The organism is Microbacterium sp. NPDC019599 (assembly GCF_040632175.1).
In the GTDB taxonomy this organism is placed as follows: domain Bacteria; phylum Actinomycetota; class Actinomycetes; order Actinomycetales; family Microbacteriaceae; genus Microbacterium.
Genome location: NZ_JBEYBL010000001.1, coordinates 1 through 14,440 on the forward strand (window position 1 = coordinate 1; position 14,440 = coordinate 14,440).

The following is a 14,440-nucleotide window of genomic DNA, read 5'->3' on the forward strand; positions in this document are numbered from 1 at the left end:
ACTCCCCCCCCCCCCCCTCCCGTCCTTACCTCTTAACATTTCTATCACCCGACCCGGGCCCCCCCCCCCCCCCCCCCCCCGCGGGGGGGGGGGGGGGGCCCCCCCCCCCCCCCCACGGCACCCTCCTCCCCGAGCGCGACGAGAGAGAAAGAGACCAGGATGTCTGTGAATCAGACCACCACGCAGGCGCCCGCGCCTCCCGGCGAAGCGCCGGACCGACCCGTCCGCGAGTCGCACGCGCGCAACTGGCGCGGTGGTGGATGGGGCTTCGTCGTCAAGCTCGTCCTGATGGCGCTCATCAACGCCTTCGGACTGCTCGTCATCTACTCGGCGTTCCGCGTCGAGAACTGGTTCATCCTCGTCGGCATGGTCGTGATCGTCGCGGCCGCGGACTGGATCTACTTCTCGAAGCGCACGATCCCGCTGAAGTACCTGCTTCCAGGGCTCGTGTTCCTCTTCACGTTTCAGATCTTCATCTTCGCCTACACGGCCTACATCGCCTTCACGAACTATGGCACGGGCCACGCCGGAACGCAGGAACAGGCCGTCGAGGCCGCCCTGATCCAAGGTGAGCGTCGCGTCGACAGCTCGCCGAGCTATCCGCTCACCGTCGTCCAGCAGCTCGGCGTCCTCGGGTTCGCAATCAACGACGAGGGCACCGTGCGCGTCGGCTCCGAGGAGCAGCCACTGCAGGACGCCGGCGAGGTGTCCGGAGGCGGAGCACCGAGCGAAGTCCAGGGCTGGGAGGTCGTCAGCCGCAATGAGCTCCTGTCGGACCCCGCGTTGCAGCAGCAGGTCGTCGATCTCCGCGTGCCGGTGTCCGACGATCCCAACGAAGGGTCGCTGCGCACGCGCGACGCCGTCACGGCGGCTGTCTATCTGTCGACCATGGTGTGGGACGAGCAGGCGCAGACCATCACGGACACGACGACAGGCACCGTCTACCACGCGACGGACCACGGAAGCTTCGTCGCCGACGACGGCTCGGCGCTCCCCGCCGGGTGGGCCGTCAATGTCGGATTCGAGAACTTCACGCGACTGTTCACCGATCCCGAGCTGGCCGAGCCCATCTTCATCGTGGGCGGGTGGACGATCGTGTGGTCGGTGCTGTCGGTCGTCATCCCCTTCGCACTGGGCCTCGTCATCGCGCTCATCTACAACGACGCGAGAGTCAAGGGCCGAAAGTGGATGCGGGTCGTGTTCATCCTCCCGTACGCCTTCCCGGCGTTCATGTCGGCGCTCGTCTTCAAGGGCATGTTCAACGCCGAGTTCGGCGTCATCAACGACATCTTCTTCGGCGGCGCGAACATCAACTGGCTCGGCGATCCGACGCTCGCGCGCATCGCCGTCGTCTGGGTCAACGTATGGCTGAGCTATCCCTACTGGCTCCTCGTCTGCACGGGCGCGCTGCAGGCGATCCCGCAGGACGCACTCGAAGCGGCGGAGATCGACGGGGCAGGCAAGTTCCGGCGCTTCCGGTCGATCATCTTCCCGCTGCTGCTCGTATCGACGGCACCGCTGGCGATCTCGTCGTTCGCCGTGGCGTTCAACAACTTCACCGTCATCTACATGTTCAACAACGGCGGCCCGGCGATACCGGGCGCACCGTTCGCGCTGGGCTACACCGACATTCTGATCTCGGCGATCTACGACATCTCGGGCGTCTCCGGGGGCAGGGCCGATTACGGCCTGGCGAGCGCGCTGTCGATCATCGCGTTCCTGTTCGTCGGGATCATCGCCTTCTTCTCCTTCCGTCAGACCCGCAAGCTCGAGGAGTTCCAGTGATGGCCAAGAACGACTCCACCGTCATCCCGGTCCTCACCGGTAAGGTGCCGGTCACGGCGCCCGCCCGGGGAGGCAAGGGTCTTCGACGCCGCCGCTGGATCCTCGACGTCGGCTGGAAGTACCTGCTCGCTCTCGTGATCATCTTCTACGCCGTGTTCCCTCTCGCATACGTGCTCTCGGCGTCGCTGAATCCCCGGGGCACGCTGTCGGCGGCGACCGCGCTGTTCAGCGAGATCTCCGGCGTCAACTACGCCGCCCTGAGCGACACGATGTACTGGACGTGGGTGCTCAACACCCTGATCATCTGCACGGCGGTCGCCGTCGGGTCGGTGCTCATGGGTGCGTCGGCGGCCTACGCGTTCTCGCGCTTCCGGTTCACCGGGCGGCGCGCGAGCCTCGGCACGCTGCTCATCATCCAGATGTTCCCGCAGGCTCTTGCCTTCATCGCGATCTTCCTCATGCTGCTGTCGCTCGGCGCCGTGATCCCGTCGCTGGGCCTCGACTCGAAGCTCTCGCTCATCTGCGTGTACTTCGGCGGCGTGCTCGGCGCCAACACGTTCCTGCTGTACGGGTTCTTCAACACGGTGCCGATCGAGATCGATGAGTCCGCCAAGATCGACGGCGCCTCGCACGCCGTGATCTTCTGGCGGCTCATCTTCCCGCTCGTCACCCCGATCCTCGCCGTCGTCGCCCTCCTGTCGTTCATCTCGACGTTCGGCGACTTCGTCATCGCGAAGGTCGTGCTCGTGTCGGAGGACAACTGGACGCTGGCCGTCGGCATGTACCAATGGGTGTCGGACCAGCTCGCCGCGAACTGGGGCCTGTTCACGGCCGGCGCAGTGATCGGTGCCATCCCGATCACCGTCCTGGTGCTGTCGTTGCAGCGCTACATCGTCGGAGGCCTCACCGCAGGGGCTGTCAAGGGCTAGTCTTCGCGGGCCGCCCACCCGCATCCTTCTGTCACCGTCGATCGGAGAGATCATGCATCATCGCGTTCGCGCCATCCTGGGACCGGTCACAGTCCTGACCGTGGCCGCCCTGGCCACGACAGGCCTGGCCGTGCCCGCCGCCGCGGACGACGGGCCGGTGGAGGCCGGCATCGTCGTCCAGAAGGTCGAGAACCTGCCCGCCGACTTCGTCAACGGCGTCGACGTGTCATCGGCGATCGCCCTCGAGGAGTCGGGAGTCGTCTTCAGGGATGACGCGGGGCAGCCCGCCGACCTGTTCCAGGTGCTGGCCGACCACGGCATCACGGATGTGCGCGTGCGCCTCTGGAACGACCCGTTCGACGCGAACGGGAAGGGCTACGGCGGCGGAACGGTCGATGTCGCGCGCGCCGTCGAGATCGGGGAGCGCGCGACGGATGCCGGACTCGGCGTCCTGGTCGACTTCCACTACTCCGACTTCTGGGCCGACCCGGGCAAGCAGAAGGCGCCCAAGGCGTGGACGGCCCTCACGGTCGACGAGAAGGCCGCGGCCGTCGAGGAGTTCACCGAGGACGCGCTCCAGCAGATGGAGGACGCGGGCGTGAACGTCGAGATGGTGCAGGTCGGCAACGAGACGAACAACGGCGTCGCCGGCGTCACGGGATTCGCGAACATGGCGAAGATCTTCTCGGCCGGCTCGGCGGCCGTCCGCACCGTCTTCCCCGACGCGCTCGTGGCGGTGCATTTCACCAACCCCGAGACCTCGGGGCGCTACGCGGGGTACGCCGCGAACCTCCAGACGTACGGAGTCGACTACGACGTCTTCGCGTCGTCGTACTACCCGTACTGGCACGGGACTCTCTCGAACCTCACTTCGGTCCTCAAGCAGGTCGCCGACACCTACGGCAAGAAGGTCATGGTCGCCGAGACGAGCTGGGCGTACACCCTCGAGGACGGCGACGGCCACGGCAACGTCATCGACCTGCCGTCCGAGGCGACGCAGTACCCCGTGAGCGTCCAGGGCCAGGCCACCGCGGTCCGCGACGTCATCCAGGCCGTCGCGAACGTCGGCACGGCCGGCATCGGCGTCTTCTACTGGGAGCCCGCGTGGCTCCCCGTCGGCCCGCCGTCCCAGCTGGCCGCCAACAAGCTCCTGTGGGAGCAGTACGGCTCGGGCTGGGCGTCGAGCTTCGCAGCGGAGTACGACCCCGCGGACGCAGGCGTGTACTACGGCGGCTCCGCATGGGAGAACCAGGGTCTCTTCGCCTTCGACGGCACGCCGCTCGAGTCGCTCAACGTCTTCTCGTACGCCCGCACGGGCGCCGTCGCTCCGCGCGAGGTGACGGATGTCGAAGCCCCCGCCGTGACGTTCACGGACGGCCAGGCGATCGCCCTGCCGGCGACCGTCAAGGTCACCTACAACGACGGCTCGTCCGAGGCGGAGGCCGTCACGTGGTCGGAGTCGGCGGTCTGGATCAAGGGGCCCGGCACGTACGCGATCGCGGGGAAGACAGCATCCGGTCACGCCACCACGGCGACCGTCACCGTCCTCGCGCAGAACTTCCTGCGCAATCCGGGTTTCGAGGCGACGGACGTCAGCATGTGGATCAAGACCGGCACCGGCCTGACGGTCCGGGCGACCGACGACCCGAAGACGGGCACGCGCTCGTCGCACTTCTACTCCGGCTCGGCCTTCCAGTTCACCCTCACGCAGACGGTGACGGGCCTCGCCGCGGGCACCTACACGGCGTCAGCCTCGACGCAGGGGCAGAACACCGGCACGACGGGTGGCGTCCAGCTCACGCTCTCGAGCGCTCCCGGCGGCAAGAGCGCGAGCGCGCCGCTCGGACTGAACGGGTGGCGCAACTGGTCCACGCCGACGACGGACGCCGTCATGGTCGCCGCAGGCGACACCGTGACGGTACGGATCTCGGCGACCCTGCCCGCCGGATCGTGGGGCACCATCGACGACGTCCAGCTCGTGAAGGCCGCGACCGCGGCGGACACGGATGCGCTCGAGGCGGCGATCGAGCGCGCCGACCTCGTCGTGCGCGACGCGGCCACGCCGGAGTCGCTCGCCGAGCTCGACGACGCCCTCGACGTCGCCGACGTCGTGCTGGCGGCGACGAGCCCGAGCCAGCAGCTCGTCGACGACGCCCTCGCCCACCTCGAGGCCGCGTTCGACGCGCTCGAGCTCGCCGGCGACGAGCCTGCGCCGACCGTCGCACCCGTCGTGGTCGAGACGGTCGAGGGCGAGCCCATCGCCCTCCCCGGCACCGTCGACGTCGTGCGATGGAACGGCGCGGCGGACAGCATCCCGGTCGATTGGTCCGACGCGGTGTCGGAGATCAAGGGTCCCGGCTCGTACACGATTCCGGGGACGACGGATGCCGAAGGCGACGTCACCGCGAAGATCACTGTGAAGGCGCGCCAGTGGGTCGCCAATCCCGGCTTCGAGGACGCCGACACCTCCATGTGGATCCTGACGGGCACCGGCGCCGCGATCGAGGCGACGACGGATGCCGCAGCCGGCGCCCGTGCGGTGAAGTTCTGGCTCGACAGCGCCTACACCGCGACCGTCAGCCAGCGCATCACGGGCGTGCCGGCGGGCGAGTACACCCTGTCTGCCACGACCCAGGGTGGCGATGCCGCTGCCGGCGACACGGTCACGCTCACGGCGGCGACCTCGTCGGGATCGGCGTCGGCACCGCTCGAGCTCGCCGGGTGGCAGGTGTTCCGCACCGGGACGACTGCTCCCGTGACGGTCGGGGCCGACGGCGTCGTGACGGTCTCCGCCAAGCTCGCACTGAGCGCGAACGCGTGGGGCACGCTCGACGAGGTGCGCCTCGAGCGCGTGGGCCCCGTCGTGGACACGTCGGCGCTGGAGGCGGACGTCGAGGCGGCCGCAGCCCGCGACCTCTCGGGCTACCAGCCTGCGACCGCGGCCCGCGTGGTGTCGGCGCTCGAGAGCGCGCGCATCGTGCTGGGCGCGGACTGGCCCTCGGCCGCGGACGTCGCGGGGGCTCGCAAGGCCCTCGAGCTCGCCCTGGGCGGCCTCGTGCCTATCGACGACGGCTCGCGGACGGCACCCGCGCGCGGGGTCCTGTCGCACGACAACGGCTGGGACACGGGCCTCAAGGACGGCTCGTACAACGTCAAGCTCAACCTCTGGTGGGGCGAGAACGCGTCGGTGTTCCGGCTCTACGAGAACGGGACGCTCATCGCGGCCGTGCCGCTCACGTACGGCGGCGTGTCGGCGCAGTCGGCGGTCGTGCCGGTGTCGGGCCGCAAGGACGGCTCGTACGTCTACACGGGTGAGCTCGTCAACTCGAAGGGGACGACGGCCGTCTCGCCGGTCACGGTGACCGTGACCGACGCGAAGCCCGGCATCCCGGTCCTCAGCCACGACAACCACGACGGCGACGGCACGTACACCGTCACGGCGAACCTGTGGTGGGGCACGAACGCGACCGGCTACCGGTTCTATGAGGACGGCGTGGTCGTGGCCACCGGCGCCCTCGTCGCCAAGTCGCCGGGCGCGCAGGCCGCGACTCTCGCGGTCGTGGGCCAGTCGAAGGGCTCGCACTCGTACCGGGTCGAATTCCTGAACGACGCGGGCATCACCTCCAGCAAGACGCTCGCAGTCACGGTGAAGCGCTGAGCCGGGGGTCCCGGATGCCGAGTGCGCATCCGGGACCCCTCACCGAGCGTCCAGTGCGACCATGGCAGACTGGACGACGGCCGCCCCGAGGGCCGCCGATCCGCCGTGGTGTAATGGCAGCACGACAGCCTTTGGAGCTGTTAGGTCCAGGTTCGAGTCCTGGCGGCGGAGCATGTCGAACACCGCCGCCGATCCCGGGCTCGCCGTCATCGTCCTCGCCGCGGGGCAGGGGACGCGCATGAAGTCCGCGCTGCCGAAGGTACTGCACCGCATCGGCGGACGCCCGCTCGTCGGACACGTCCTCGACACAGCCCACCGCCTCGCGCCGGCCAGCATCCTCGTCGTGGTCCGGCACGAGCGCGACCTCGTCGCCGAAGCCGTCCTGGCCGCGGCGCCGGACGCTCTCGTCGTCGATCAGGACGAGGTGCCCGGCACGGGCCGCGCGGTCGAGATCGCGCTCGCGCAGCTCGACGCCTTCGACGGCGACATCCTGGTGCTGAGCGGCGACGTGCCGCTGCTGGACGGCGACGCGCTGTCCGCCCTCGTCGCGGAGCACCGCGACTCCGGGGCGGCCGTGACCGTCATGAGCGCGAACGTCGACGACGCGACGGGCTACGGCCGCATCATCCGCGGCTCGGCGGGCGACCTCGAGCGGATCGTCGAGCAGAAGGACGCGACCGAGGACGAGGCATCCGTCTCCGAGATCAACGTCGGCGTCTACGTCTTCCGCGCGGGCGCGCTGCGCGAGCACCTCGCGATCGTCGGCACCGCGAACGCGCAGGGTGAGAAGTACCTCACCGACGTCGTCGGGCTCCTCTACCAGGCCCACCTGCCGATGGCCGTCTCGACGGCCCCGGATGCGGCGGCCGCCCTAGGCGTCAACGACCGCGCGCAGCTGGCCGAGGCGGCGCGGATCCTCAACGCCCGCACGGTCCGGCGCTGGCAGCTCGAGGGTGCGACGATCCTGGATCCCGCGACGACGTGGATCGACGTCGACGCGAAGCTCGCGCCCGACGTGACGATCCTCCCGAACACGCACATCCTCGGTGCGACAGTCATCGAGACGGGCGCGATCGTGGGCCCCGACACGAGCCTCGTGGACTGCGAGATCGGCGAGGGCGCGACGGTCCGGCGTGCCGACGCGACGCTCGCGGTGATCGGCGCAGGCGCGAGCGTGGGCCCGTTCGCGTACCTCCGGCCGGGCACGGTCCTCGCGGTGGACGGCAAGATCGGCACGTTCGTCGAGACGAAGAACTCCACGATCGGCGAGGGCAGCAAGGTCCCGCACCTGTCCTACGTCGGCGACACCACGATCGGACGCGGCGTCAATCTGGGCGCGGGCGCCATCACGGCGAACTACGACGACCTCGCCAAGCACCGCACCGAGATCGGCGACGAGGTGCACTCCGGCTCGCACAACGTCTTCGTGGCGCCCGTTAGGATCGGTGATGGTGCCAAGACCGGCGCCGGGGCCGTCATCCGCAAGGACGTCCCCGCCGGCGCACTGGCATTGAGCGTCGCTCCTCAGCGCAACATCGAGGGGTGGGTCGAGAAGAACCGACCGGGAACGGGAGCGGCCGACGTCGCCGCCCGTGCCCGGTCCGCACAGAAGGCGGACGATGGGTCGTAAGAGGAAGACGGTCGATCTCGACCGCGACAACGACATCGCACCCGGACTGGTCGCCAAGACCAAGAAGCGGCTCGTCGTCGCGTCGGGCCGGTCTCACCCCGCTCTCTCGGCGGATGTCGCGGCGTCGCTCGGGACCGAGCTCGTGCCGACCGAGTACCGCACGTTCGCGTCGGGTGAGATCCTCACCCGCTTCGAGGTCTCCATCCGCGGCTGCGACTTCTTCCTCATCCAGAGCTTCGGCCCGCCGGTCAACGAGTGGCTCATGGAGACGCTCATCATGCTCGACGCGGCCAAGCGCGCCTCCGCGAAGCGCATCACCGTCGTGGCGCCGTACTACCCGTACTCGCGACAGGACAAGAAGGGTCGCGGGCGCGAGCCCATCAGCGCCCGGCTCGTCAGCGACCTGCTCAAGACGGCGGGCGCCGACCGCGTCATGAGCGTCGACCTGCACGCCGCACAGATCCAGGGCTTCTTCGACGGCCCCGTCGACCACCTCTTCGCCAAGCCCGTCCTCCTCGAGTACTTCGAGAACACGCTCAGCGACGAGGACCGCGCCAAGCTCACGGTCGTCTCGCCCGACACGGGCCGCGTCCGCGTCGCCGACACGTGGTCGGACAGCCTGGGCGCCCCGCTGGCGATCATCCACAAGCGCCGCGACCCCAACGTCGCCAACCAGGTGACCGTCAACGAGATCGTCGGCCAGGTCGACGGCCGCGTGTGCCTCCTCGTCGACGACATGATCGACACGGGCGGCACGATCGTGAAGGCGGCCGAGGCGCTCAAGGCGAACGGCGCCGTCAAGGTCATCGTCGCCGCGACGCACCCCATCTTCAGCGACCCCGCCGCGCAGAAGCTGCAGAGCGAGGCGATCGACGAGGTCGTCGTGACCGACACGATCCCGCTCCCGCCCGAGAAGCGCTTCCCGAACCTCACGATCCTCCCGATCGCGCCGCTCCTGGCGCGCGCGATCCACGAGGTGTTCGAGGACGGCTCGGTCACCAGCATGTTCGACGGCGCGGCCTGATCGCGTCGAAACCGGACGCGGCTCGAATTCGCGTCGTCGCGCGATGGTGTCACGGCCGTGCGGCGAGGCGTCGCGCGACCACCACGTAGCGACGTCTCCTGAGCGCACGGTGCTGGGGCGACATCCGCTCAGGTGCGTCTGACGGTGCGGTCGCGGAGGTGCGTCGGGGAGGTGGTGACGGGTCTCCACCGGAGGCTGGGGTCGTGCCATTTCGGGGCTTGGATTTCGGGATGCCGTGGTTCATCCGAATCTTCCAGGTGCCGGTGTCGATGAACCGGTGATGGTGCCAGCAGAGCAGCACACCATTGTCGGTGTGGGTGGGGCCGCCTTGGGCGTGGTCGGTGACGTGGTGGATTTCGCACCAGGCGGCGGGCACGCCGCAGCCGGGGATGATGCAGTTCCCGTCGCGGAGGGCGATGGCGCGACGCTGGTGCTTGTTGAACACGCGTTCCTCGGTCCCGATCCGGATGATCCGGCCGTTGCCGCCGAGGAGGACGCGTTGGATGACGCCGGCGCACCCCGCATGCCGGGCCGCCGCGATGGACACCGGCTCCGTCACGCCGTCCACGTGCGCCCACCCGGTGCCCGCGAGGAGGTCTTCGTGCCGGACGGAGACGACCAGGGTGGGCGCGGCGCCGCCGAGGGTGGGCAGCAGTTCGCTCGATGCGGCGGTGAACAGGGCCGTCGCCAGGGCGTCGTGGGTGCGTTGCGCGGTGGTGCGCGGGTCTGGCAGGACCGGGTCCGCCTCGAGGGCGTCGGGGTGGAAGCTCACCCCGTTGCCGGATGCGCGGGGTGACCCGGTGGCGTCGCAGATCCGCTGGAACTGCGCGGCGACCTCGGGCAGCAGCGCGCCCTTGATCGGGATGATCCCGTCGCGCTCCCGACCGAACCAGACGCCGCGCAGCCGGGTGGCGCGTTGTTCGCGGGGTTCGGGGCCGTCCTGGTCCAGCGCCGCCGCCCACACCAGGGCTTGCACGCGGAGCAGGTCGGCGCAGGCCGGGGGTGCGGCATCGGGCCCCTCCCCGCGGGCCTCGGCGGCCAGCACGGCGTCGGCGGTGAGCAGGTCCTCCCGGCCGACCCGGTCGCCCATCGCCTCCAACGGCCCGGCCACCGCGAGGAGGCCGTCCAGACCGACCTGGCCGTCGATCAGTGCTTCGCGCATCGCGGGCAGCGTCGCGGGGAGTTCCTCGCCGTCCAGGCGGTGTTCGACCAGCACGGCGCGCGCGGCGCGCTGCAGTCGTGCGGTGGAGGACGGGGCGAGGCGGGTGAGGCGCTGCAGGAGTTCGTTGACGTCGTGGCAGCCCATCCTTGTCGACAGGCGCAAGTCGCGTTCGGGCATCCGGGAACGACGGGCCACCTCGCCCGCGCCCTCGACCAGCAGTGCGTCGACCAGCCGCGCGGCGTCACCCGCGATGCGGAGCGCGTCGACCAAGTCGGCGTCGGACGACGTGCGGATCGCGCCGCCGCGGAGGCCCTGATCGGTGAGGTCGTGGAGCTGCTCGACGGTGCCGCGGAGGGTGTCGAGCAGGGCTTCCATGACCCTATTCTGACGAGGGGTTCCGACATCCCGGATGCTGGTAATCCCCGTTCAAGCGAACTTTCCAACCCCGATCCGCAAGCTTGTCGAGGGGTCGAAACCCGAGCCCTGCCGGCGGGCTCGTGTTCGACGCTTCGACAAGCTCAGCGATCGGGTGGGGATGGGTCGTCGGGTGAGGAAGCGAAGCAACCGAGACGATGCGGCCGGAGCCGATGGGTGCCACCACGCCGACGCCGGGCTCACGCGTTTCGTCTCGCTTCGCTCGCTCAACGACCGAGGCGTGGGGTACGGTCCCCGGGGCTCCCCGATCCCTGAGTCCCGATCCCTGAGCTTTGTCGAAGGGTCGAAGGCGCGCCCGGCGGCGGGCTCGAGTTCGACAAGCTCAGCGATCGGCAGCGCGGCCCTGGGTCCGCACGTCTCGTCTCGCGTCGCTTGGTCAACGACCGGAGATGAGTATCGGGCTCACGCGCGACGAGGTCGGCGACCGTGCGAGGCCGGCCCGGAGTGGTAGTGACCCCGGCGGGCGGAACGTGCCATAGCCTGACCCTGTCGAAGGGACCGCCATGGCACCGCAGCTCACTGAGGCACAGCTCGTCGTCGCACGCCCCTACGCGCTCGAGGTCGACGAGGTCGTGCGCGAGCTCGGGGTGCGGAAGTCCGGTCTGGATTCGGCGGATGCCGCAGCCCGCCTGGCCCTCGCAGGGCGCAACGAGCTGCCCGAGCCGAAGCGCAAGCCCGCCGTCGTGCGGTTCCTCTCGCACTTCAACGACACCCTGATCTACATCCTGCTGGCCGCCGCGGTCATCAAGGCCGTCATGGGCGACTGGCTGGACTTCTGGGTCATCATGGCCGTCGCGATCATCAACGCCGTCATCGGCTACATCCAGGAGGGCCGCGCCGAGAAGGCCCTCGCGGGGATCAGAGGGATGCTGTCCGCCGAGGCGCACGCGCGCCGCGACGGCGGCTGGGTCACGGTGCCGGCGGCCGAGCTCGTCCCCGGCGACGTCATCCGGCTCATGCCGGGCGACAAGGTGCCCGCCGACGTCCGGCTGTTCCAGGCGTTCCAGCTGCGGATCGACGAATCGGCGCTGACGGGCGAGTCGGTGCCGTCGTCGAAGGAGGTCGACCCGGTCCACACGGATGCCGGCGTCGGCGACCGGAGCTCGATGGCGTTCTCCGGGACGATCGTCTCGGCCGGGCAAGGCCGGGGCATCGTGACGTCGACGGGCACGACGACCGAGATCGGCAAGATCCAGACGCTCGCCGACGAAGCCGGGGCGCTCGCCACACCCCTGACGCGGCAGCTCGACGACTTCGGCCGCGTGCTCACGATCGTCATCCTGGGCATGGCCGCCGCGATGCTGCTCATCGGCCGGTTCCTCCACCAGATGCCCTTCGACGAGCTCATCTCGGCGGCGATCGGCTTCGCCGTCGCGGCGATCCCGGAAGGCCTTCCCGCGCTCGTGACGATCACGCTCGCGCTCGGCGTGCAGCAGATGGCCCGCCAGAACGCGATCACCCGCAAGCTGCCCGCCGTCGAGGCTCTCGGCTCTGTCACGACGGTGTGCTCCGACAAGACCGGCACGCTCACGAAGAACGAGATGACGGTCCGCCGGATCGTCACGCCGCTCGCGAGCTACGAGGTGACGGGCCTCGGCTACGACCCGGACGGCGAGATCGTCCCCGAGGCCGACGCGAAGGCCGGGGGAGACCTGACGGCGATCCTCGCGGTCGCCTCCCTGTGCAACGACGCGCACATCGTCGAGTCCGGCCCTTCGACAGGCTCAGGATCGGCGCCCGCGTGGTCGCTCGTGGGCGAGCCGACCGAGGGTGCGCTCAAGGTCGTCGCGATGAAGGGCCGCCTCGACCCGGGCGGCTCGCGGCGGGTGGGAGTCATCCCGTTCGACTCGGCGAACAAGTTCATGGCGACCCTCGACGAGGGGGCCGACGGCTCGCGCGCGATCCTCGTGAAGGGCGCTCCCGACCGCCTGCTCGAGCGCTCCCTCACGCAGCGCGGCGCCGCGGGCGCCGAGCCGCTGGACCTCGTGCGCTGGGGGGCCGCGATCGACGACTTGAGCGCGCAGGGGCTGCGGGTGCTCGCGGCGGCGCGCAAGGCCGTCCGGTCCGGCTCGGACGAGCTCGCGGTCGACGATCTGCAGGACCTCGAGTTCCTCGGGCTGTGGGGCATCGTCGACCCGCCGCGCCCCGAGGCGATCGACGCCATCGCGGACTGCCACACGGCCGGGATCAAGGTCAAGATGATCACGGGCGATCACGCGGGCACCGCGCTGTCGATCGGACGCGAGATGGGCCTCGTCCGGGGCGAGGACGTCCGGGTCCTGACCGGGGCCGACCTCGAGGCCCTCAGCCAGGACCAGCTCAAGGAGGTCGTGCGCGACGTCGACGTCTACGCGCGCACGAGCCCCGAGCACAAGATCCGCATCGTGCGCGCGCTGCAGTCCCACGAGGAGGTCGTCGCCATGACGGGCGACGGCGTCAACGACGCGCCCGCCCTCACGCGCGCGAACGTCGGCATCGCGATGGGCATCAAGGGCACGGAGGCGACGAAGGAGGCCGCCGAGGTCGTGCTCGCGGACGACAACTTCGCGACGATCCGCAGCGCCATCGCGGAGGGCAGGCGCATCTACGACAACCTCCGCAAGTCCGTGGTGTTCCTGCTGCCGACCAACGGCGCGCAGTCCCTCGTCATCCTCGTCGCGGTCGTCTTCGGTCTGACCCTGCCCCTGACGTCCGTCCAGGTCCTGTGGGTCAATATGGTGACGGCCGTGACGCTCTCGCTCGCCCTGGCCTATGAGCCGGCGGAGCGCGGGATCATGAAGCGCCCGCCCCGCAAGAGCGGTGGGCCGATCATCAACCTGCAGGAGCTCGCCTTCATCCTCATCGTGTCGTTCCTGATCGGCGGTGCCGCGATGGGGGTGTTCTACGGCGTCGCAGCCGGCGGCGTGGACGTGAACTACGCACGCACGGAGGCCGTCCTGATGCTCGCGCTCGGGCAGCTCGCCTACCTGCTCAACTGCCGGTTCATGACGCGCTCGAGCCTCACTCTCGACGTCTTCCGCGGAAACCGCATGATCTGGATCTCGGCAGGGGCGCTCATCGTGCTGCAGCTGCTCTACACGTACGTGCCCGTCATGAACACGCTCTTCGAGTCCGAGCCGCTCGCTGCGACGTCGTGGATCCTCCCGATCGGGCTGTCGATCGTCATCTTCTTCGCCGTCGAGATCCTGAAGGGCCTCTTCCGCCGCCGGCGCTGATCCATGCGGCTGAATTCACAAGGGGTTCATAGCTGAACCGGCCGGGCCCTCGCACCGTGTCCTTTAGCGTGGAATGAGACCCGCCGCGAGGCACCGACGAAGGAGGACCATGATGATCCGCACCGCCGCCGTACCCCGCTCCGTCCGCGCCGGCGCCGCTGCCGTCGGTGTCGTCGGAATCATCGCCCTGGCCGGGTGCTCCGCCGCCGATTCCGGCTCCGACACGACGTCCGACGCGGGCTCGACCACAGACACCGGCTCGACCACAGACAGCGGCTCGGGCTCGGGCTCGGGCGGCGACGCGAGCTACGCCGACGGCACGTACACGGCCGAGGGCTCGTACGTGACACCGGAGGCCGTCGAGACGATCACCGTCACCGTGACACTCGAGGACGACGTCATCACGTCCGTCGACGTGTCGGGCGACCCGCAGGCGCGCGAGTCCGAGCAGTACCAGGGCCAGTTCATCGGCGGGATCGCCGATGTCGTCGTCGGCCAGGACATCGACGAGATCTCGGTCAGCCGTGTCGCCGGCTCGTCCCTCACGAGCGGCGGCTTCAACCAGGCGATCGAGCAGATCAAGTCCGAAGCCGCCGCCTGAC

8 protein-coding genes and 1 tRNA gene are annotated in these 14,440 nt (G+C 69.8%); 8 read left to right on the forward strand and 1 reads right to left on the reverse strand.

What is annotated here, in order from left to right:
* Positions 1–159 precede the first annotated feature (159 nt).
* From ABZ477_RS00005 to ABZ477_RS00030, 6 genes are all read left to right on the forward strand, one after another.
* Entirely contained in the window at positions 160–1,785 is a 1,626-nt protein-coding gene (locus tag ABZ477_RS00005) for an ABC transporter permease subunit (protein WP_360125967.1), read from the forward strand.
* Complete coding sequence (locus ABZ477_RS00010) at positions 1,785–2,714, forward strand: sugar ABC transporter permease (RefSeq protein WP_360125970.1); 930 nt, start codon at positions 1,785–1,787, stop codon at positions 2,712–2,714. Before ABZ477_RS00005 ends, ABZ477_RS00010 begins: the two co-directional genes overlap by 1 nt.
* Before the next feature lie 52 nt (positions 2,715–2,766).
* Positions 2,767–6,372, forward strand: a complete 3,606-nt coding sequence (locus ABZ477_RS00015) for a glycosyl hydrolase 53 family protein (protein ID WP_360125973.1) — start codon at positions 2,767–2,769, stop codon at positions 6,370–6,372.
* 99 nt (positions 6,373–6,471) lie between these two features.
* Positions 6,472–6,543, forward strand: a tRNA-Gln gene (locus ABZ477_RS00020).
* A 1-nt stretch (position 6,544) separates the two neighbouring features.
* Positions 6,545–8,002: a bifunctional UDP-N-acetylglucosamine diphosphorylase/glucosamine-1-phosphate N-acetyltransferase GlmU gene (glmU, locus tag ABZ477_RS00025; protein WP_360125976.1), complete on the forward strand. Its 1,458-nt coding sequence runs from the start codon at positions 6,545–6,547 to the stop codon at positions 8,000–8,002.
* Positions 7,992–9,026: a ribose-phosphate diphosphokinase gene (locus ABZ477_RS00030; RefSeq protein WP_360125979.1), complete on the forward strand. Its 1,035-nt coding sequence runs from the start codon at positions 7,992–7,994 to the stop codon at positions 9,024–9,026. The genes glmU and ABZ477_RS00030 overlap by 11 nt, the downstream gene beginning before the upstream one ends.
* Positions 9,027–9,075: 49 nt before the next feature.
* Here ABZ477_RS00030 and ABZ477_RS00035 read toward each other — a convergent pair whose 3' ends face one another.
* Positions 9,076–10,563: a DUF222 domain-containing protein gene (locus ABZ477_RS00035; RefSeq protein WP_360125982.1), complete on the reverse strand. Its 1,488-nt coding sequence runs from the start codon at positions 10,561–10,563 to the stop codon at positions 9,076–9,078.
* A gap of 563 nt (positions 10,564–11,126) precedes the next feature.
* Between ABZ477_RS00035 and ABZ477_RS00040 the strand changes: the two genes are divergently transcribed.
* Together ABZ477_RS00040 and ABZ477_RS00045 are read left to right on the forward strand one after the other, a co-directional pair.
* Positions 11,127–13,838, forward strand: a complete 2,712-nt coding sequence (locus tag ABZ477_RS00040) for an HAD-IC family P-type ATPase (protein WP_360125985.1) — start codon at positions 11,127–11,129, stop codon at positions 13,836–13,838.
* Between the two features lie 112 nt (positions 13,839–13,950).
* Positions 13,951–14,439 (forward strand): FMN-binding protein, encoded by a 489-nt coding sequence (locus ABZ477_RS00045; protein ID WP_360127844.1) that lies wholly within the window; start codon positions 13,951–13,953, stop codon positions 14,437–14,439.
* Position 14,440 lies beyond the last annotated feature (1 nt).